The organism is Streptomyces sp. NPDC002730 (assembly GCF_042888805.1).
Lineage (GTDB): Bacteria > Actinomycetota > Actinomycetes > Streptomycetales > Streptomycetaceae > Streptomyces.
Genome location: NZ_JBIAQG010000014.1, coordinates 92,826 through 112,098 on the forward strand (window position 1 = coordinate 92,826; position 19,273 = coordinate 112,098).

General features: G+C 71.5%; 15 protein-coding genes and 1 pseudogene. 7 read left to right on the forward strand and 9 right to left on the reverse strand.

The annotated features are described in order from the left end of the window. Nucleotides 1–56: 56 nt before the first annotated feature. The 3 genes and pseudogenes from ACFYXH_RS31885 to ACFYXH_RS31895 all read right to left on the reverse strand — a co-directional run bounded on the left by ACFYXH_RS31885 (nt 57) and on the right by ACFYXH_RS31895 (nt 1,305). Complete coding sequence (locus tag ACFYXH_RS31885) at nt 57–179, reverse strand: hypothetical protein (protein ID WP_389570804.1); 123 nt, start codon at nt 177–179, stop codon at nt 57–59. Beyond that, nucleotides 149–289, reverse strand: a pseudogene (locus tag ACFYXH_RS31890) (DUF456 domain-containing protein); the annotation flags it as partial. The gene ACFYXH_RS31885 and the pseudogene ACFYXH_RS31890, both read right to left, overlap by 31 nt. A 23-nt stretch (nt 290–312) precedes the next feature. Then, nucleotides 313–1,305 (reverse strand): helix-turn-helix domain-containing protein, encoded by a 993-nt coding sequence (locus tag ACFYXH_RS31895; protein ID WP_389570261.1) that lies wholly within the window; start codon nt 1,303–1,305, stop codon nt 313–315. A gap of 191 nt (nt 1,306–1,496) precedes the next feature. On the opposite strand from ACFYXH_RS31895, the gene ACFYXH_RS31900 reads away from it, so the two are divergent. The 4 genes from ACFYXH_RS31900 to ACFYXH_RS31915 all read left to right on the forward strand — a co-directional run bounded on the left by ACFYXH_RS31900 (nt 1,497) and on the right by ACFYXH_RS31915 (nt 9,620). After that, the gene (locus ACFYXH_RS31900; protein ID WP_389570264.1) at nt 1,497–5,237 is read left to right on the forward strand and encodes a S8 family serine peptidase; all 3,741 of its coding nucleotides are present in this window, start codon (nt 1,497–1,499) and stop codon (nt 5,235–5,237) included. Between the two features lie 125 nt (nt 5,238–5,362). Continuing rightward, a complete protein-coding gene (locus ACFYXH_RS31905) occupies nt 5,363–7,171 on the forward strand; it encodes a protein phosphatase 2C domain-containing protein (RefSeq protein ID WP_389570267.1) in 1,809 nt (602 codons plus the stop codon). A gap of 89 nt (nt 7,172–7,260) precedes the next feature. Then, nucleotides 7,261–9,003 (forward strand): pyruvate dehydrogenase, encoded by a 1,743-nt coding sequence (locus ACFYXH_RS31910; protein WP_389570270.1) that lies wholly within the window; start codon nt 7,261–7,263, stop codon nt 9,001–9,003. Between the two features lie 158 nt (nt 9,004–9,161). Continuing rightward, nucleotides 9,162–9,620 (forward strand): ATP-binding protein, encoded by a 459-nt coding sequence (locus ACFYXH_RS31915; RefSeq protein ID WP_389570273.1) that lies wholly within the window; start codon nt 9,162–9,164, stop codon nt 9,618–9,620. A gap of 43 nt (nt 9,621–9,663) precedes the next feature. Here the strand turns inward: ACFYXH_RS31915 and ACFYXH_RS31920 are convergent, their stop codons facing one another. Together ACFYXH_RS31920 and ACFYXH_RS31925 are read right to left on the reverse strand one after the other, a co-directional pair. Then, nucleotides 9,664–10,749 (reverse strand): DUF2637 domain-containing protein, encoded by a 1,086-nt coding sequence (locus ACFYXH_RS31920; RefSeq protein WP_389570276.1) that lies wholly within the window; start codon nt 10,747–10,749, stop codon nt 9,664–9,666. 210 nt (nt 10,750–10,959) lie between these two features. Beyond that, nucleotides 10,960–11,805 (reverse strand): (2Fe-2S)-binding protein, encoded by an 846-nt coding sequence (locus ACFYXH_RS31925; protein WP_389570279.1) that lies wholly within the window; start codon nt 11,803–11,805, stop codon nt 10,960–10,962. Nucleotides 11,806–11,953: 148 nt separating this feature from the next. On the opposite strand from ACFYXH_RS31925, the gene ACFYXH_RS31930 reads away from it, so the two are divergent. The 3 genes from ACFYXH_RS31930 (at nt 11,954) to ACFYXH_RS31940 (ending at nt 15,024) form a co-directional block, all read left to right on the forward strand. Then, a complete protein-coding gene (locus ACFYXH_RS31930) occupies nt 11,954–12,748 on the forward strand; it encodes a GntR family transcriptional regulator (protein ID WP_389570282.1) in 795 nt (264 codons plus the stop codon). A 180-nt stretch (nt 12,749–12,928) separates the two neighbouring features. Beyond that, nucleotides 12,929–14,554, forward strand: a complete 1,626-nt coding sequence (locus ACFYXH_RS31935; protein ID WP_389570284.1) for an alpha/beta hydrolase — start codon at nt 12,929–12,931, stop codon at nt 14,552–14,554. A 116-nt stretch (nt 14,555–14,670) separates the two neighbouring features. Next, nucleotides 14,671–15,024 (forward strand): hypothetical protein, encoded by a 354-nt coding sequence (locus ACFYXH_RS31940; protein WP_389570287.1) that lies wholly within the window; start codon nt 14,671–14,673, stop codon nt 15,022–15,024. A 9-nt stretch (nt 15,025–15,033) separates the two neighbouring features. Here the strand turns inward: ACFYXH_RS31940 and ACFYXH_RS31945 are convergent, their stop codons facing one another. The 4 genes from ACFYXH_RS31945 to ACFYXH_RS31960 form a co-directional block, all read right to left on the reverse strand. Next, nucleotides 15,034–15,546, reverse strand: coding sequence for a protein phosphatase (locus ACFYXH_RS31945; RefSeq protein WP_389570289.1), 513 nt, complete (start codon nt 15,544–15,546; stop codon nt 15,034–15,036). Nucleotides 15,547–15,575: 29 nt separating this feature from the next. Further along, entirely contained in the window at nt 15,576–16,358 is a 783-nt protein-coding gene (locus ACFYXH_RS31950) for an SDR family NAD(P)-dependent oxidoreductase (RefSeq protein WP_389570292.1), read from the reverse strand. A 43-nt stretch (nt 16,359–16,401) separates the two neighbouring features. Continuing rightward, the gene (locus ACFYXH_RS31955; RefSeq protein WP_389570296.1) at nt 16,402–17,265 is read right to left on the reverse strand and encodes a hypothetical protein; all 864 of its coding nucleotides are present in this window, start codon (nt 17,263–17,265) and stop codon (nt 16,402–16,404) included. A 190-nt stretch (nt 17,266–17,455) separates the two neighbouring features. Beyond that, entirely contained in the window at nt 17,456–19,180 is a 1,725-nt protein-coding gene (locus ACFYXH_RS31960) for a PucR family transcriptional regulator (RefSeq protein WP_389570299.1), read from the reverse strand. Nucleotides 19,181–19,273 lie beyond the last annotated feature (93 nt).

Consider the following 19,273-nt stretch of genomic DNA (forward strand, 5'->3'; position numbering starts at 1 on the left):
TTCAGCAGAGGACAAAAGGCACCTTGGCTGGAGGACGAAGGGACACCGGGTCGCGCTCAGCCCGCGAAGACCGTGCCCAGCCACGCCCCCACGGCCGGCAGGCAGGCGAACAGCTCCACCAGCACACTCGTCCCCACCGGCAGCACCCAGCCGGTCCGGACTGCTCGTGCATCGACCACCACAGCATCGCGGCCCAGACCGGCCACGGCCCCGGGGCACCGGGCGCAAGCACCCCGAGCTGGCCCAGCAGCATCACCAGGCCGACCAGCAGGAGCCGCCATGCGCCCATCTGCCAAGGGTGCAGGATGCTGATCATTCCCGCAGGTCGCGGGCCACCCAGCCCTTCGCGTACGCATGCCAGCCGAGCTGCAGCCGGGTCGTCACACCGGTCAGCTCCATCAGCCCCTTCACCCGGCGCTGAACGGTCCGCAGCCCGAGATCCAGCTGCTTGGCCACACTCGCGTCCGTCATTCCGGCGAGCAGCAGCGAAAGGATCTCCAGATCCGTGGCATCGGGCCCCGGCGCCTTCTCCTCGTCCACCTCGCCACCCACGCCGAGCCGCAGCGGCAGCGCCTCCCGCCACACCGCCTCGAACAGACCCGTCAGTGACTCCAGCAGCCCGCTCGCATGCACGACCAGTGCCGCGGGATCGGCCCCGCGCCCGGTCAGCGGGACCATGGCGAGCGTTCGGTCGGCGACCACCAGCTTGGTCGGCACCCGGTCCACCACCCGGACCTGTTCGTCACGGCCCAGCGCCGCGCTCAGTTCGTTGATCCCGTTGGGCAGCGAGAACACCTCGCGCTCGACCACCACCCGGTACCTCACCCCGCGCGTCGCCGCCTTCTCCTCCGCCTCGTTGTCCGTCCCGGTGACCACGACCGGATTTCCGGTGACCAGGGCGCAGACCTCCTCGGTGGCGCCCAACTGCAGCTGTACGAAACGGTGCGCGACGGCACTCGCGCCCGTCACCACCTCGACCAGATCGTGCACGGCCGGAGCGGTGGCCTCCGATCTGAACTCCTGCGCCAGCAGCGCCGCCGCCAGCTCCGCCTGCTCCAGCTCGTGGCGCTGCTGGGTCAGCAGCGCGCCCAGCGCCACGCCGGGCGGAGCCGCCACCCACCGTCCGGTGCCGGCCGAGGACTTCGCGGCAAGGCCCTGCTGCTCCAGCCGTCGCAACGCGCGCTCCGTATCCGTCTCCGGCAGCGCCAGCCGGTGCGCGAGATCGGGGACTTCCGCCGCCCCGAGCGCGACGAGCGCGCGGTACGCCGATTCCTGCCTCTCGTCGAGACCTATCGCTCCCAGCAACTGACCCCACCCCTCCCCGGACGTGCACTTCTTCGGCCGCGCTGGCGGAAACCGGCCAAGGCGTATTTCCGCCGCGTACATCATCCCTGCACCGCCCGCCCCTCTGCCAATGTGGCGCCACCGCAGCACCAACAGCCTCCGGCGACAGGGTATTTCATGCCTATCTGTGCCGGATTCAGATGGGGAGAGCGATGCGCCCGATATCGCGTACGGCACTGGGGGCGGCGACCGCCGCCGTCCTGGCCGTCACGGCGGTCGCGCCGTCGGCGGCCGCTGGGCCGCAGGACGACACGACCGCGAAGAGAGCCCTGGCCGGCAGCGATGCCGCCGCACAGCAGGGGGACAGGCCGACCACGGTCACCCTTGTCACCGGGGACAGGGTCCTGGTGAGCCGCGACCGCGCAGGCACGCCGTCCGCGACCGTGCTGCCCCGCGCCGACGGCTCCACCCCGCTGGTACAGACCCGCCGGTCGGGCCAGGATCTGTACGTCTACCCGGCGGACGCCGCCACCGCACTCGCCGCGAACAAGGTCGACGAGCAGCTCTTCAACGTCACGGGCCTGATCCGTCAGGGCTACGACGACGCGCACGCCGAGTCCCTGCCGCTGATCGCCGTGTACGGCACCGATATCGCCCGCTCCGTGCCCGTCACCCCCCGCGGCGCCGAGCGCGGCCTCGTCCTCGACGCCGTCGACGGAGTCGCCCTCAAGGCCGACAAGAAGCAGACGGCCGACTTCTGGGCGGACGTCACGAACTCCCGCTCGCGCTCCGTCTCCGGACTCGAGAAGCTCTGGCTCGACCGCAAGGTCACGGCCACCCTCGACCGCTCCACCAAGCAGATCGGCGCCGACCTCGCCTGGGCCGCCGGCTACGACGGCCAGGGCACCAAGGTCGCCGTGCTCGACACCGGCGCGGACGCCGAACACCCCGACCTCAAGGGCCGGATCGCCGCCTCCAAGAACTTCACCGACTCCGGGACCGACGACGACCGCCAGGGCCACGGCACCCACACCATCTCCACCGTCGGCGGCTCCGGCGCGGCGAGCGGCGGCAGGAAGAAGGGTGTCGCCCCCGGCGCCGAACTGCTCAACGGCAAGGTCCTCAACGACGGCGGCTCCGGCGCCGCCTCCTGGATCATCGCCGGTATGCAGTGGGCCGTCGACAGCAAGGCCGACGTCGTTTCCATGAGCCTCGGCAGCCCGGAACCGACCGATTGCACCGACCCGATGAGCGTCGCGGCCGAGGAGCTCGCCCGGAACGAGGGCACGTTGTTCGTCATCGCCGCGGGCAACTCCGGCCCGAGCCTGAACACCGTCTCGTCCCCGGGCTGCGCCCCGAGCGTGCTGACCGTCGGCGCCGTCGACCGCGACGACTCCACCGCGTCCTTCTCCAGCCGCGGCCCCGCCCCGTACACGCACACGCTCAAGCCGGAGATCGCCGCCCCGGGCGTCGCCATCTCGGCCGCGGCCGCCGGCGGCCGCGGCGTCTACGCGTACCGGTCCATGTCCGGTACGTCGATGGCCACTCCGCATGTCGCGGGCGCCACCGCCATCGTCAAGCAGCGTCACCCCGACTGGACGGCCCAGCAGATCAAGGCCGCGCTGGTGTCGTCGGCGAAGGCCTCGGCGCCCGGTGACGTACGCGAGATCGGCGGCGGCAGGCTCGACGTCAACGCCGCGGTCTCCACCACCGTGACCGGCGCGCCCGCCGTCCAGGGCGGCAGCTTCAACTGGCCGCAGGACAGCAGCGACCGCACCACCGTCCAGGTCCCGTACACCAACACCGGCGAGAAGCCGGCCCGGCTGGACCTCGCCGTCCAGTCCGTCACCGGCAACGACGGCTCCCGGATCCGCTCCGCCGTCGCCCGCCTCGGCGCACGCTCCGTCACCGTCCCGGCCGGCGCGACGGTCAAGGTCCCGCTGACTCTCGACCCGGATGCCCGGATCGAGCGCAGCCAGTACGGCGACATCACCGGCCGCGTCCTCGCCACCGCGCACGGCGTCAGCGTCTCCACGCCGTTCTCGCTGTACGTCGAGCCGGAGACCGTCACCCTGCGCGTCAAACTCGTCGACCGCACCGGGAAGCCCGCCGACGGCGCGTCCTCGCTCGACGTCATCGGCACCGACACCGCCAAGGGCGAGCGCCGCTTCAACGACGGCGCGGCCGACCAGGTCTACCGGCTGCGCCCCGGCGCGTACTTCCTCTCCTCCTTCGTGGACTCACCGGACATGACGGTCAGTTATGTCGGCCGCCCGCAGCTGGACCTGACCAAGGACACCACGGTCGTCCTGGACGCCCGCAAGGCGAAGAGGCTGCGTATCGAGACCGACCGCAGGAGTGAGACGCGCACCACCACGCTCGCCTTCGACCGCAGCTGGGACGACACCTGGCGGCACGCCGGCACCGTCTCCGGCTCGCGCCTGGTCGCCGGTTACTACGCCGATGTCCAAGGCCACGCGGACGACGGCGAGTTCGAGTTCGGCAGCTACTGGCGCGCCTACGCACCGCTGGTCGAAAAGCTCTCCGTCGTCGGCGGCGGCGATCTGCACCCGGTGGCCGCCAGCCTCGGCTCCGTCAACCTCGACGGCACCGGCGAGGCCGCGGTCGTCGACGCGGGCAAGGGCACACCCAAGGAGCTCGAGTCCGCGGGCGTGAGCGGAAAGTTCGCCCTGGTCGAGGTCCCGGACGGCGGCGGCAACGTCATCGGCCTGGCACGCGAAGCCAAGGCCGCGGGCGCCAAGGCCGTCATCGTGCACCGTCCGTCCGCCGGCCGCTGGATCCCGTCCACCGGCTTCGGCACCGCACCGCACCCGGTCCTCGGCATCGAGGCCGCCGAGGCGAAGTCCCTGCTGGAGCGGCTGGCCAACGGCCCGGTCGCACTGCGCTGGAAGGCGACGGCCAAGAGCCCGTTCGTCTACAACCTGGCCTTCCCCGAGCACGGTCCGATCACCTCCGCCCGCACCTACCGGGTCCGGGACAGCAAGCTCGGCCGCAACGAGTCCACGTACCACGCGATGGGCGTCCAGGCCGACTACAACGACAGCGTCGTCGCCTACCGCCCGAACGGCACCGGGGCCTCGGTCTCCGGCTTCGACCTGGTCGGCGTCCCCGGCACCCGTACCGAGTACTACACGGCGGGCGACACCAGCTGGGACCACTATGTCTCCTCCAGCTTCCCCTGGGGCGAGTTCATGATCGACCAGGCGCGTACGTACCAGGCGGGCAAGCAGCGCAACGAGAGCTGGTACGGCGGGGTGGTCGCCCCGGCCGCGCCGCGCGACGCCACCGGCAGGCCGGCACTCGCAGCAGAGCGGCAGGCCAATCTGATCGGTGTCGCCCCGGCGTTCTGGGGCGACAGCGAGCACGTCGGCATGGCCGGGTCGTTCGGCGACATCGGCAACATGCGGCTGAGCCGCAACGGCGAGGAGATCGGCCAGAGCGGATACCCGTTCGGGGTCTTCGAGGTCCCGGCGGACGAGGCGACGTACGTACTCTCCCTGAACACCACGAAGATCGGGCAGCCGGCCGCGGTGTGGAAGCGTTCGACCCAGCTGCTGACGACCTGGAAGTTCCGCTCGAAACTCGACGAGAGCGCGTACTCGCAGGGCATCCCGCTGCTCTTCCCGCACTACGGCCTTCCGGAGGACGGGCTGAAGACCCTCTCGGCGACGGACGGTCAGAGGATCGCGTTGAGCTTCACCGGGCACGCGGGCTATACGCCCGGCGCGCTGACCGCCGCCACGTTGTCGTACTCGTACGACGGCGGTGGGACATGGACCGAGGCGGCCACGTCCCAGCAGGGCGGCGCATGGACAGCGACCGTGAACCACGCGGGCGCGGCGGGCAAACCGGTCACCCTGAAGGCCGAACTGACGGACGCCAACGGCAACTCCGTCACCCAGCTCGTGGCCAACGCATACGCCGTGCGCTGACCGCGAAACGGTCCGCCGGGCGTCCTTCCCGTGGGGGGTTGGGGCGCCCGGCGGACCACTTGCCGCATATTTCTTTTTTCGGGATGCCCCGTTTTCGTACGGCCCGTGCGGTGGACAATAAGGGCATGAGTCAGCAGGGGGAGAGGCCCGCCACCGAGGACGAATGGTGGAACCGGCTGTACGACGAGTCCGCCCCGGACATCGGTCCCGCGGCGCCCACGCGCGACACGCTGGACGACCGTTTCGACTCCGCGGCGGATGCGGTGGCCACGGAGAGCACACCCGAGCCGGCGGAGCCGGACGACCCCCGCGGTCCGGGCGATCGCGGCAGATGGCGCCCGCGCGCCTGGTGGGAGGCGCGCCCCACGGATGCGGCGGCGCCCGCCGAGCCGGACATTCCGCACCGTCCTGCGACGCCGCCCCGGCAACGAGCGGCATGGGAACGGCCGACCGCCTCCGACCAGCCGCCCACGTTCCGGCCGGCGCCGCCGCCCGAGCCGCCCCGGCCGGAGGTCCCGCGCGCGCAACTGCCGGTCCCGGCAGAGAACTTCGACGCCGCGCCCGCCGCGCCCGCCGCCCCCGTGGCGCCCAGGCACCCGGCCACCCGGCCGGACGCGGTACGCGACATTCCCCCGGTTGCCGGCGTAGAGCCGCCCCGGCGCGAAGGCCCGCCCGGACGAGCGACCGTCCCGGACGAGCACTTCGAGGACGCGCCCGCCCCTTCGGCACCGCACCCGCCCGTACCGCCGCGGATTTCCGCGGAGCCGCCCGCCCCCGCCTCCGCGGCACGGCACGCCGCGCCCGTACCACCGCAAGGCCTCGAGGCACCGAGCTCCACGCCCGTACCGCCGCTGGTTTCCGCGGAGCCACACCTGCCCGCCCCGCCGCAGATTGCCGAGGATCCGCCCCTGCCGCCGCCCGACGCGGGTCTCGTGGAGCCGCGCCCCTACGTCGCGTACGTCGGTGGCGGACCGCCCACCTATGACGCCGAGCCCACCGCGCTGCCCGCGGCCCAGCCGCACGAGCTGGACAACCTCGTCGCCGACACCGTGCTCGACGGGGCCCACTACGGTACGTACACCCTGCGCGCCGCCTCCGTCCGCGGGGACTCCGCGCGCTACCGCGGCGAGCCGCGCCGTGACGCCCTGCTCACCGCGCGCTTCGGCAGCGGCGAGGCCGCGCTCGTCCTGGTCGCCGTGGCCAGCGGTGCCCGTGCCGCCGAAGGGGCCCATCTCGCCGCCGCCGACGCCTGCCGCTGGATAGGCGGTGCCGTCGGCCGCAGCCACGCCCGCCTCGCCGAGGACATCCGGGCCGGCCGCCGGGGCGATCTCAAGTCGGGTCTGCACCGGCTCACCGACCGCAGCTTCGGCAAGCTGCGCGCCCGCGCCGCCGAGCTCGGTGTGGAACCCGAGGAGTACACCGCGAACCTCCGGTGCCTGCTGCTCTCCGCCGACCCCGAGTGCCGTACGCGCGTGTTCTTCGGAGTGGGCGGCGGCGGTCTCTTCCGCCTTCGCGACGGCGCCTGGCAGGACATCGAGCCGCATGTCCCCGAGCCCGCCGCGGTGACCGGAGAACCCGTCGTCGGATACGGCTCGGCGCCCACCGACACGCCCGCCGAGACCCCCGACGGCGACCGGCTCACCATGGATCTGGGGATCGCGACGGCCCCGTCCCCGTATATCGAGGCCCCGCCACCGCCGCCCGCCGAACCGTTCCGATTCCGCGCCTCCGTGGCCCGCCCCGGTGACACCCTGCTGCTGTGCAGCAGCGGACTGGCCGAGCCGCTGCGCGGGGAGGCCGCCCTGGCCAAGGTGCTCGCCGAGCGGTGGGCGCCCGCCCGGCCGCCGGGCCTGGCCACGTTCCTCGCCGACACCCAGCTGAGGGTGAAGGGATACGCCGACGATCGTACGGCTGTCGCAGTCTGGGAGGCGTAACCGCATCCGCCATGGGTTGATGGACCTTCAGGCCCGAAGCAGGCCGAAGCAGGCCGAAGCAGGCCCGAAGCCGAGAAAGGGTGCGTCCCATGGCCAAGCAGAACGTGGCGGAGCAGTTCGTCGACATCCTCGTCCGCGCCGGTGTCCAGCGGCTGTACGGAGTCGTCGGCGACAGTCTCAACCCCGTCGTCGACGCCATCCGCCGCAATTCCGCCATCGACTGGATCCAGGTCAGGCACGAGGAGGTCGCCGCCTTCGCGGCCGGTGCCGAGGCACAGATCACCGGGCAGCTCGCCGCCTGCGCCGGCTCCTGCGGCCCCGGCAACCTCCACCTCATCAACGGTCTGTACGACGCCCACCGCTCCATGGCGCCCGTACTCGCCCTCGCTTCGCACATCCCCTCCGGGGAGATCGGCCTCGGCTACTTCCAGGAGACCCACCCCGACCAGCTGTTCCGCGAGTGCAGCCACTACTGCGAGATGATCTCCAACCCGCAGCAGATGCCGCGCCTCGTGCAGACCGCGATCCAGCACGCGATCGGCCGGAGCGGTGTCAGCGTCGTCTCGCTCCCCGGCGACATCGCATCGCACGCCGCCCCGGAGAAGTCGATCGAGCACGCACTGGTCACCTCACGCCCCACCGTACGACCGGGGGACACCGAGATCGACAAACTGGCGCAGATGATCGACGAGGCGAAGCGGGTCACGCTCTTCTGCGGCAGCGGTACGGCGGGCGCGCACGCCGAGGTCATGCAGTTTGCGGAGCGCATCAAGTCCCCGGTCGGGCACGCGCTGCGCGGCAAGGAGTGGATTCAGTACGACAACCCGTACGACGTCGGCATGAGCGGACTGCTCGGCTACGGCGCCGCCTACGAGGCCACCCACGAGTGCGATCTGCTGATCCTGCTCGGCACGGACTTCCCGTACAACGCCTTCCTCCCCGACGACGTCAAGATCGCCCAGGTCGATGTCAGGCCCGAACACCTCGGCCGCCGCTCCAAGCTCGACCTGGCCGTCTGGGGCGATGTGCGCGAGACACTGCGCTGTCTTACGCCGCGCGTGCGCGCCAAGTCGGACCGCAGGTTCCTCGACAAGATGCTGAAGAAGCACGCCGACGCGCTCGAGGGCGTGATCAAGGCGTACACCCGCAAGGTGGAGAAGCACACCCCGATCCATCCCGAGTACGTCGCCTCCGTACTGGACGAACTCGCCGACCAGGACGCGGTGTTCACCGTGGACACGGGCATGTGCAATGTGTGGGCGGCCCGCTATATCTCGCCCAACGGCCGCCGCAGGATCATCGGTTCGTTCAGCCATGGCTCGATGGCGAACGCCCTGCCGCAGGCGATCGGCGCACAGTTCATCGACCGGAACCGCCAGGTCGTCTCGATGTCGGGGGACGGCGGTTTCGCCATGCTGATGGGCGACTTCCTCACCCTCGTCCAGTACGACCTGCCGGTGAAGATCGTCCTGTTCAACAACTCCTCTCTGAGCATGGTGGAGCTGGAGATGCTGGTGGCGGGACTTCCGTCGTACGGAACCACCAACCGCAACCCCGACTTCGCGGCGATCGCGCGGGCGGCGGGGGCGTACGGCGTACGGGTGGAGAAGCCGAAGCAGCTCGCGGGCGCGCTGAAGGACGCTTTCAGGCACAAGGGCCCGGCACTCGTGGATGTGGTCACCGACCCGAACGCGCTCTCCATCCCGCCGAAGATCAGCGCCGAGATGGTGACGGGCTTCGCGCTCTCCGCCAGCAAGATCGTGCTGGACGGTGGCGTGGGCCGCATGGTCCAGATGGCGCGCTCGAATCTGCGGAACGTGCCGAGGCCCTGACGCCCGGGGCGGACTTCCTCTCGACGGCCCTGGTTCGTTGATGAATGGACATGAGTGGCGTTCCCCGCGTGGGGCATGCATCTCGTGAACATGTTCGGCAGAAGGGGTAGTTCCGAGGAAACCGGAGAAAGGGTCGTTTCGACGTGCGGGTGGGGATGATGACTGGGCGTCAGGGAGGGGCCGATCCTGCCGCAAGCGGGCATGGCCGGGAACCTGGGGCGGAAGGAGAACCGGAGAGCCGGCTGCACCGCCGATTAGGGTGCGTGGACCTTACGTCCGTTCCGGAAGTACGACGTGCGCTGCGGGACTTGCTGCGGCACTGGGGGAAACCGGATGCGGCAGATGTGGCGGAGCTGCTCGCGAGCGAGCTGGTGACCAATGCGCTGATCCATACCGATCACGGAGCGGTGGTCACGGCCACCGTCGCGGCTTCCACACTCCGTGTGGAGGTGCGGGATTTCATGGCCGGACTGCCTGTGCTGCGTGTACCGGTCGGCCAACTCGGCACGAACGGCAGGGGACTCGTCCTGGTGCAGAGCCTCGCCGACGCGTGGGGTGTACGGACACACGGCGTGGGCAAGGTGGTCTGGTTCGAGCTGCACGAAAGGCCGACCTGACAGTCGCAGGCCGGCCTTCGCGTGAATCCTCCTGACCGTGCGCTCAGCCGAACTGCCGCTCCAGATCCGTGAGCTTCTGCTCCAGAGAGTCCAGCCGCGGCAGCGTCTGGGTGTCGTCCTCGGCGGTGAGGTCGACCGTGCGCGGCTCGGAGCCGTCGGTCATCTTCACGGCCTGGAGGGAGGGCCGGGGGCGAAGCGGCAGTTGTCCCGGCTCTGCCGGGGCCGGCTCCCCGGCGGACCCGGCAGTGCCGGAGACGGCCTGCGTCGAACCAGTCGCGGAGCCCAGGGCGGGAAGCTCCGAAGACAGCTCGGGCATGCGGTGGGTGCGTCCGCGCCCCCAGGCCCGGTGCTGCCGGCTGAGCGCCCTGATCTGCGCCCGCTCCAGCTTCTCCCGGCCCCGTCGGCGGAGTCGGTCCTGCTCCTTCTCCCGGCGGTCCTCGCGGACCTCGTCGACCGCCTGGTCCAGGGTGCGTACGCCCTCCAGAAGCATCAGCGACCAGGCGCCGAAGGTTTCCCGGGGAGCGCGCAGCCAGCGCACGACGCGGATCTGCGGCAGCGGCCGCGGCACCAGGCCCTGGTCGCGCAGCGCCGCCCGGCGAGTCTGCTTGAGCGCCCGGTCGAACAGGACCGCGGCCGACAGCGACATCCCGGAGAAGAACTGAGGGGCGCCGTCATGGCCGAACCCCCGTGGTGCGTGTACCCAGTTGAACCACGCTGCCGCGCCCGCGAACAGCCACACCAGCATCCGCGAGCCGAGCGCCGCGTCTCCGTGGCTGGCCTCGCGCACCGCGAGCACCGAGCAGAACATCGCCGCGCCGTCGAGCCCGAAGGGGACCAGATACTCCCAGCCTCCGGTGAGGTTGAGATTCTGCTGGCCGAAGCCGACGAGGCCGTGGAAGGAGAGTGCGGCGGCGACTGCGGCACAGCAGAACAGGAGCACATAGGAGGCCGTGCCATAGACCGCCTCCTTGCGCCTTCGGCGCTCCTCGCTGCGCTCCCAGGAGTCCTCGGGCGAGGCCTTGTCACCGGTGCGCTTGCCGCGTGCGAGCACCGTCACCGCGACCAGGACTCCCAGGAGCATCACGCCGCCAGGAAGCAGCCAGTCCAGCGATATGTCGGTCAGTCTCATGGGCGGTGTCCCTTGCATCGCGGTAGAGCGTTTCGGCCGCCATAGTGTCCGAAGTCGCAGCGTGTCCAAGGGGTTTCGGGGCAAGAGAACGCCAATGGGGCTGTACGACATACGGATAGGTGCGATCTCGTCGAACTACCGTATGTATAAAGGGAGTTGGTTCGATTTACCTCACCCGGTCGGATGGCGTGACGCAGGGCGTGCGGGAGATCAGGCGCTCGGCTGGAGCTTCCTCACGCGGTCGGCGTCGCACGTACGCGGACAGGTGACGCAGGTGTCCTCGGGCCGGAGTGTGTAGAAGAGGCAGCAGCCGGCCCGGTCGCGGGTCGGCAGCTGCTCGCCGTTCGGCCCGGTGAGCTCACGGAAGCCGGCGGTACCGACGTACGGCTCGGTGGCGCCCGGCAGCAGCTGCTCGAGCTCCAGTACGGCACGCCGCTCCTCGCCGAGCAGATGCGCGATGTACCAGAGGCCCTCGGCGATCTCGTCGGTCGCCATGCCCCACAGCGCACGCCTGCCGCGGCGCATCCGCGAACGGAAGCCGTCCAGGACGGGCCCGATGTGCTCGGCGACGGCGGAGCGCACCTCGGCACGCAGCGCTTCCTCGTCCTGTACGACACGGGCGCCGGGCAGCCGCGCGGCGGGGTTGTCCGGCAGGCAGGCGAACTCCCTCACCCGTACCGTCATCTGCCCCGCCACGCGCTGAAAGGCGACATCCTCGACGGGTACCCGCGGCACCCGGCGGTGCAGAAACCAGGGCACCGTGATCAGCAGACAGGCCGGCCAGGCGTAACGGTGCAGACCGAAGCCGGCGATCACATCGGGGCGGGCCTGCTGTCCGTAGTCCCGCAGGACCTGTGCGTTGTCCCAGTCGAGGAAGCTGTCGAGCGCGGGCCCACCGGCCGCGAGCTCGTCCGCGCCCACCCAGCCGGCGCCGGACGGGGCCCGCTCGCCGTCCATGAGCTCCCGTACGCGCAGCCCGGGGTAGACCTCGGCCAGGCGGGCATACGCGTCCTCGACGGGTGAGGTGAGGGCGGGCAGCAGAGCGGGAACGGTCATACAGGGACCACCGTATCGCGATCATTAACAGGTTAGCCTTACCTTACCCGACGCGATCGATGTTTGAACTGTGACCCCGTCCGCCTATCGTGCTCAGGGGCCCTGCACTCGCCAGCCGGGCCCGGCACCCGGCCGGAGGAGGACTCGAGTGGAGCAGGCCCGAGCGCGCGATGCCGCGACGCCGCAGCCGTACGCGTCCGCGCACGTCCCCGAACAGGCAGGTAGCGGGCAGCCCGCGCGTCCCCGCATCCCGGAACAGGCCCGCATCCCGGAACAGGCCCGGGGCGAGCACACCCACAGCGAGCCGCCCGCGCCGCGCACGGTTCAGCGCCATTCGGTCCGCGGCCAGATCCTCGAAGCCCTGCGCACCGCCCTCGTCGACGGCGAGCTGATCCCGGGCGAGGTCTACTCGGCCCCGGTCCTCGGCGAGCGCTTCGGCGTCTCGGCGACCCCGGTACGCGAGGCGATGCAGCAGCTGGCGATCGAGGGCGCGGTCGAGGTGGTCCCCAACCGCGGCTTCCGCGTCGCGGTACGCACCGCCCGCGAGCTGGCCGAGCTCGCCGAGGTCCGCGCCATGCTCGAGGTCCCGGTCATGCTCCGTCTGGCCCGCACGGTCCCCGCCACCCGCTGGGCGGCGCTGCGCCCGCTGGCCGACGCGACGGCAGCGGCGGCGGCGACGGGCGACCGCGCGGCGTACGCGGAGACGGATCGCGCCTTCCACCGCGCGGTGCTCGCCCTGTCCGGAAACCAGCAACTGGTGATGGTCGCGGACGACCTCCACCGCCGCTCCCAGTGGCCGCTGACGAGCGCACCGGTCACCCGCAGGGCTGACCTGGTGGCGGACGCGGCGGAACACATGGCGCTGCTGGAGGCCCTGGTGGCCCAGGACCTGGCGGTGGTGCAGTCGCTGGTGCGGGAGCACTTCACCGGCGCGGACGGCTGACGGCATCCACCCGACGCCGGTCTCGGCCGACGATGTACGCGCGCTCGAGTAGCTCCGCGCATTCGGCCGCGGCCGACTTGTGCGCCCCGTCGGGCCGCGGTGCTGTTGATGCGGATGCGTGCCGACGTCCAGGGTGTTGGTGGCATCGGGCGCTCAGCCGTGAAGGCGGAGGGACAGAGTATGCGCATACCCAGATGCATAGCGGGCCGTCGGCGTTGTGCCGCGGCCACCGCCGCGGCGGTGATCTGCTCGACGGTATTCACCGGGCCGGACCTCGCCGCGGCCGGCGGCGCGCCGACACCTTCGGTTCCCGCCCCGAAGCTGGACTGGAGACCCTGCGTCCAGGGCAGTCAGTTCGACTGCGCGACCGCGAAGGTGCCGCTGGACTACCGCAACCCCGGTCGTCGCACCATCGAACTGGCAGTCGTCAAACGGAAGGCGACCGGCCCCGGACGGCGCATCGGCACTCTGTTCTTCAACCCCGGCGGACCCGGCGGGCCCGGAACGGTGCAGATGCCACAGAATTACGAGTTCTTCCCGCGCGAGGTGCGGGAGCGGTTCGACATCGTCAGCTGGGACCCCCGCGGGATCGGCAGCAGCACCGCGGTGAACTGTTTCGACAGTCGCAAGGAAGCCGACGCGTGGAATGCGAGCAAACCCGCCGGCTTCCCGGTGGGCGAACAGCAGCGGAAGACCTGGATCGCCGCGTACAAGGATCTGGCCCGGCGCTGTCAGCAGCGTGACCCCGAGCTCCTGCGCCATGTGTCGACCGCCGACACCGCTCGCGACCTCGACCAGCTCCGCCAGGCGGTGGGCGACCCACAACTCACCTACCTCGGGATCTCCTACGGCACGTTCCTGGGCGCCACCTACGCCAACCTCTTCCCCGGCAAGGTCCGCGCCATGGTTCTTGACAGCAACGTCGACCCGCAGGCCTGGACCCACGCCTCCGACGACGACCCCCGGCTCACGACATTCCTGCGCATGGGCGCGGACCGCGGCGCGGCAGCAGTCCTGGACAAGTTCCTCGCCCTCTGCGGGTCCACCACCACCGCCCGCTGTGCCTTCTCCGCCGGCAGCCCCAAAGCGACCCGGGACAAGTTCGACCAGCTGATGCGGCGGCTGAGGGGGCATCCCCTGGGTGCATGGACCTATGGCCGTACGGTCGGTGACGTCGTGAACAGCCTCTACATTGTCCACCTCGGATGGACGGGCCTCGCCGGCAGGCTGCAGAACCTGTGGCAGGGCCGCGTTCCGGAGCCGTCCCCTCTTCCACCCCCACCACCGGTCCCGAATCCGAATCCGTACCTGGGCGATGAACAGGCCGGTGCGGTGTTCTGCAGCGACAGCCCCAATCCGCGTGACCCCGCTGCCTACCACGCCATGGAGGAGGCCAGCGCGACCCGCGCGGGCGACGCCGGACGCTTCTGGACCTGGGCCGCCGAGGGGTGTGCCGACTGGCCGGCCACCGTGGCCAACAGCTATCGCGGCCCGTGGAACAAGCGGACGGCGCACCCCGTCCTGCTGGTCGGCACCACCTACGACCCCTCCACCCCCTACTCGGGCACCCAGGCCATGGCCAGAGAACTGGCCAACGCCCGCCTGCTCACCCACAACGGATACGGGCACACCGCGCTGCTCAACCCCAGCAGCTGCGTCAGGAATTACGAGAGCCGCTACCTCATCGACGGCACCCTCCCCCCGGTCGGAACAACGTGCCTGCAGGACACGCCTCCCTTCTCCGCACGCAAGCCGAGCGGTGGCGTCGCCACCGGGGGCGGAGCGATGGCCGGCACCGTCTCCTGAGTCCGGCTCCGGGCAATTCCCCCGGGGCACGTCGGTAGGACCGTGCGCGCGGATGTCAGTCTGCTGCATTATTCTGTGCCGCCGTTGACGAAGTCCGAACAAACGGGGGGCCATTCATGTCCGCGGAGCTGCCGGAGTCACCCATACCCGACGAGGCGTGGGAGGAGTTCCAGCGCGAGAGCGAAGGGCCCGCACGCCTCGCCGCGCCGAAGGAGCCCTCCGCGCGGGCGCGGATGGTGACCGAGCGGCTGCGGCTCGAGGACGAGGCGGCCGCCCGGCGGCAGCGCCGTCCGCGCAGGTGGGGGAGGAAGGCAGCGGTGCGCGCGGAGCCCGAGGCGTGGCGGGCTTGGCCGTCCCGGCAGCGGCAGGCGCGCAGGCGGCGGGCCTGGGGAGTCTTCTGGGTGGTCGTGACCGTCGTCGTCCTACTGCTCGTCATGAATCCGGAGAGGACGCTGTCCTGGCTGGTGTGAGCCGGGGGCTCAGGGCGGCGACTCCAGGCCGGTCAGCAGTGAGGCGATGTCCAGCCCGGTCATGAGGTATCGCTCGAAGGCGAGGTTGTGCAGGGCGTACGAGGAGCGTCGGCGCCGGATCAGGTCGATCGCCCCCGCGCCGTCGTGGCCGAGCTCGATCAGCGTCTGGGCCACCACCAGGCCCGATCTGTTGTAGCCGGAGTAGCAGCGCACGAGCACGGTGCGCCCGGCGCGTACCGCATCAGCGGCCAGCACTGCCAGCCCGCGGACCCGGTCGATCTGCTCGGCGGTCAGCCAGTCGTCCGGGATCGGGGCGACATGGTGTTCGACCCCGTCCGGCGGACCGTGGCCGACGCGGGTGAACAGGCTGATCACCAGGTCGAATTCGCGTTCCACAACAGCATTGAGGCGCCGGTTCCGGTCGTCCTCCCAGACATGGCCACCCATCCAGAGGCCGGTCGTGATCTCGTCCCAGGGCGATCGGGGATCCGGAACGTGGTGGTCCGGGCGACGTGCCTTCACTGAACCCTCCCTTTGCGGGGAGGTCCACGCTAGGTGACGGAGAGGCCGCCGTCCACGAACAAGGTCTGGCCCGTCATATAGCGTGCGGCGTCGCTCGCCAGGAAGACCGCCGCGCCCGTCAGATCAGCCGCCTCGCCGTTGCGGCCCGCCATCGTGCGCGCCGCCATCGCCTCCGTACGGACCGGATCGTCGAACACCGCACGGGTCAGCGGCGTACGGACGAAGCCGGGCGCGAGGGCATTGACGCAGACGCCGTGCCGCGACCACGCCTCCGCCTGGGAGCGGGCCAGCGCGGAGACCGCTGCCTTCGACACCCCGTACGCGCCACTGGCGCCGAAGGCCCGAACCGACTGCTGCGAGGCGAGGTGGATGATCCGGCCCCACCCGCGGCCCGCCATCGACGGGCCGAAGCGCTGCCCGAGCAGGAACGGCGCGTCCAGGTTCACGGACATCGTCGTGTCCCACTGCGCCTCGGTCAGATCGTCCAGCGGCGGACGGTGGTTGACGCCGGCGGCCGTGACCAGGATGTCCGGCTCGCCGACGAAACCGACCGCCCGCTCGGCCGCGGCCCGCAGCGCGTCCCGGTCGCCGAGGTCGGCGGCCACCCAGTCGGCCCGGTGGCCCGCCGCGCGGAGTTCCTCGACGGCCGTACGCAGCGGAGCCTCGCGCCGCGCCAGCACCACCACCCGCGCGCCCGCCGATGCGAGTGCCCCCGCGATGGCGCGGCCGATGCCGGAACTGCCGCCGGTGATCAGCGCCGTACGGTCTCGCAGGCCGAAGTGGCGGTCGAGGAAGTCATGCTGAGCGCTCATGCGCCCCGATCATGCCGCAGGCCCGCTCATGCCGCAGGCCCGCTCATGCCGCAGGCTCGGTCTGGGCCGGTGAGTTCTCGAGCGGCCCGGTGGACGTCGCCGGGGCCAGTTGAGCGGCCAGCGAGACCGGTACGCCGCCCAGCAGGCGGAACAGCCGGCCGGCCTCCGCCCGCAAACGGCTTGCCTCCGGTTCCGGTTCGCAGTCGGCCAGCCCTGCCAGCGACGGGGCCGTGCCGATCAGGTAGCCGAGCTCCTCGCGGATCCGCAGCGACTCGGAGAAGCCGTGCCGAGCCTCCGCCAACTCACCGTCCCGCAGGGCGAGTCCGGCCAGATGATGCCATGTGAAGGAGAGCAGCAGCGTGTCATCCTGCGCGGTGGCTCCGGCGTGCGCCCGCTGGTACGCGGCGCGGGCCGCCTGCGGCGAGTCGGCGATGTGCTCGGCGACCAGCCCGCGGCGGAAGTCGAGCAGCGGGCGCCTGCGCGAGGTGGGGGCGAGCAGCGCCGCGGCCCTGCCGAGTGCGGAGCGGGCCTCGTCGGCTCGGTCGCGTACTCCGAGGCGGGTCGCCGCGTACGCGAGCCTCCCGCGCTCACACGCCGCGCCGCCGCGTTCTTCGTCGTCCCGGGCCACGGCCTCGGCCGTACGCAGCGCGTCCTCGGCTTCCGCCCAGCCGTCGGCGGTGAACAGACAGCGCTCGACGAGCAGTCCGGCCCGCTCGAGCGCCGCGGCGGGATTCGCCGTGTGGGCTTCGAGCAGGGCTGCCGCATCGGTCCAGCAGCCGCGCGAGCGCAGCCGCCATACCGCGGTCTGGAGGGGATCGTCACCTGCAGTGGTTCCGGAACCAGACATGGCGGTATGCGCCACGTTGCCCTCCCCGAGCACGCCATTGAGCTGTTGAGTCAGTCGCATCTCAGCATGGATAGGCATGCCTGGCCAAGAGGTCAGGTGAATGAATTCACAATCGCGCGGCGGGTGATGGGGCGCGGGTGGTCAGTGGGGCGCCTCTTCCGAACCGGGCTCCCCCGGCGTCCCCGCGCTTCAATTGCCGGCGAGGCTGGATTTTCCAGCCCGTCCGGGGGCAGGGGGGAGGGGCCCGGCTTCAGCTCATCCTCAGCGCCAGGAAGAAGTCCAGCTTGTCCTCCAGGCGCGACAGGTCACGGCTCGTCAGTTGCTCGATCCTGCCCACCCTGTAGCGCAGTGTGTTCACATGCAGATGCAGCCGCGTCGCGCATCGCGTCCACGACCCGTCGCAGTCCAGGAACGCCTCCAGCGTCGGGATCAGCTCCGCTCGGTGGCGCCGGTCGTAGTCGCGGAGCGGGTCCAGCAGCCTGGCCGTGAACGCGCGGCGCACATCGTCCGGGACGAACGGCAGCAGCAGTACGTGCGAGGCCAGCTCGTGGTGACCCGCCGCGCAGACCCTGCCAGGGCGCGCCGCCGCCACCCGGCGGGCGTGTCGTGCCTCCTCCAGCGCGCCCCGCAGACCCTCTGCCGAGCTCACTGCCGCGCTGACGCCCAGGGTGAGCCGGCCGTCGTCGGCGAGACCCGCGGAGAGCGGGTCGCGTACGGACAGCAGCAGCGCGTCGGCGTGCAGCCCGGCCTCGAAGGAGTCGGCGTCGGGGGCGTCCGGGGCGAGGGCCGTCGCGGGCAGCGGGACCAGCGCGATCGCCTCGTCGCCGGTGTGGGCGACCGCGATCCGGTCCGCGGAGTCGGGCCCGGCCGCCGCCGGGTCGACCAGGATCTCCTCCAGCAGCGACTGGGCGACCGGGCCGGCCTCGATGGCCGTACCCGAAGCAGCGGAAGCACCCGCACCCGCCACCGTCGTCGCGTCCCCCCAGTCCACCCGCGCCACCACCACCTGCCAGTGCGGCGCCGTCCCGAGCCCCGGCAGCAGCACCGGCGCGGCCACCCGCAGTCGTGCCGCGATCTCGGCCGGTGCCGCGCCCGTCTGGACCAGTTCCAGGACCTCCTGGGCGAGCCGTCGGCGTACCGTACGGGCCGCCTCGCGCCGGTCGCGCTCGACGGCGATCAGCTGGGTCACGCCCTGCAGCAGATCCAGCCGCGCGGCCGGCCAGTCGCTCGCGTCCGCCTCGACCGCCAGCAGCCAGTCCGACAGGACCGTCTCGCGGACGTCCCTGGAGGCGGGGGTGGCGCCGCGGCCCGTGTTACGGATCGGGAAGAGGGAGTACGTCAGCCCGCGGACCGTCGCCCGATGCGGCCCCCGGCGGCCGGTGCGGGAGGCCGCCAGGTGCTCACCGGCGAGCGTGGCGCTCACGTCGGCGGGCAGCGGGTCGCCCGCGCCCGCGATCTGGCGGCCGGTGGGGGAGAGCACCCAGGCTCGAAGGTCCAGGTCGGAGCCGAGGAGGTCCAGGACCACCTCGGGTCCGCCGCCCGCCGGGCCGGAGGTCATCAGCCGCCTGTGCCTGTCCACGACTGCGGCGAGGTCCCCGGCCCGCTCGCCGGAGACCTGGCGCACCACATGCTCAGTGATCGTCGCGAATGCAACGGATTCATTGACTGCAAAGAGTGGCAGTCGATGGCGCGAACACGCCTCGATGAGATCACCCGGGATGTTTCCCAGCTCCGCCTCGCCGGCCGCCAGACCGGCCACCCCGGCGCCCGCCAGGATCCGGACGAACGGCTCGGAGTCCGCGGCCGTGCGCCGCCAGGCGAGCCCGGTCAGCACCAGTTCGCCGCCCGAGAGATAGCGGCTCGGATCCCGCAGGTCGGTGGTCATCACACCGCGTACACCGCGGTCCAGTTCGTCCTCGCCGCCGAGCAGCCGCAGCCCCAGCGCGTCGGTTTCCAGCAGTGCGCGCAGCCGCATCTCGTCGCCACCGATCTGTCTCGTTGTTGCCGGTGGCCGTGACCACCGTTTCCAGGGGAAAACAGTGAGGTTACTGAGCCCCGCCTTTCGTTC

Bases quoted from the DNA above. Each gene is read 5' to 3' on its own strand.
- ACFYXH_RS31900 (WP_389570264.1), top strand. From the start codon at position 1,497: ATGCGCCCGATATCGCGTACGGCACTGGGGGCGGCGACCGCCGCCGTC.
- ACFYXH_RS31905 (WP_389570267.1), top strand. From the start codon at position 5,363: ATGAGTCAGCAGGGGGAGAGGCCCGCCACCGAGGACGAATGGTGGAAC.
- ACFYXH_RS31910 (WP_389570270.1), top strand. From the start codon at position 7,261: ATGGCCAAGCAGAACGTGGCGGAGCAGTTCGTCGACATCCTCGTCCGC.
- ACFYXH_RS31915 (WP_389570273.1), top strand. From the start codon at position 9,162: ATGACTGGGCGTCAGGGAGGGGCCGATCCTGCCGCAAGCGGGCATGGC.
- ACFYXH_RS31920 (WP_389570276.1), bottom strand. From the start codon at position 10,749: ATGAGACTGACCGACATATCGCTGGACTGGCTGCTTCCTGGCGGCGTG.
- ACFYXH_RS31925 (WP_389570279.1), bottom strand. From the start codon at position 11,805: ATGACCGTTCCCGCTCTGCTGCCCGCCCTCACCTCACCCGTCGAGGAC.
- ACFYXH_RS31935 (WP_389570284.1), top strand. From the start codon at position 12,929: ATGCGCATACCCAGATGCATAGCGGGCCGTCGGCGTTGTGCCGCGGCC.
- ACFYXH_RS31940 (WP_389570287.1), top strand. From the start codon at position 14,671: ATGTCCGCGGAGCTGCCGGAGTCACCCATACCCGACGAGGCGTGGGAG.
- ACFYXH_RS31950 (WP_389570292.1), bottom strand. From the start codon at position 16,358: ATGAGCGCTCAGCATGACTTCCTCGACCGCCACTTCGGCCTGCGAGAC.
- ACFYXH_RS31955 (WP_389570296.1), bottom strand. From the start codon at position 17,265: ATGCGACTGACTCAACAGCTCAATGGCGTGCTCGGGGAGGGCAACGTG.
- ACFYXH_RS31960 (WP_389570299.1), bottom strand. From the start codon at position 19,180: ATGCGGCTGCGCGCACTGCTGGAAACCGACGCGCTGGGGCTGCGGCTG.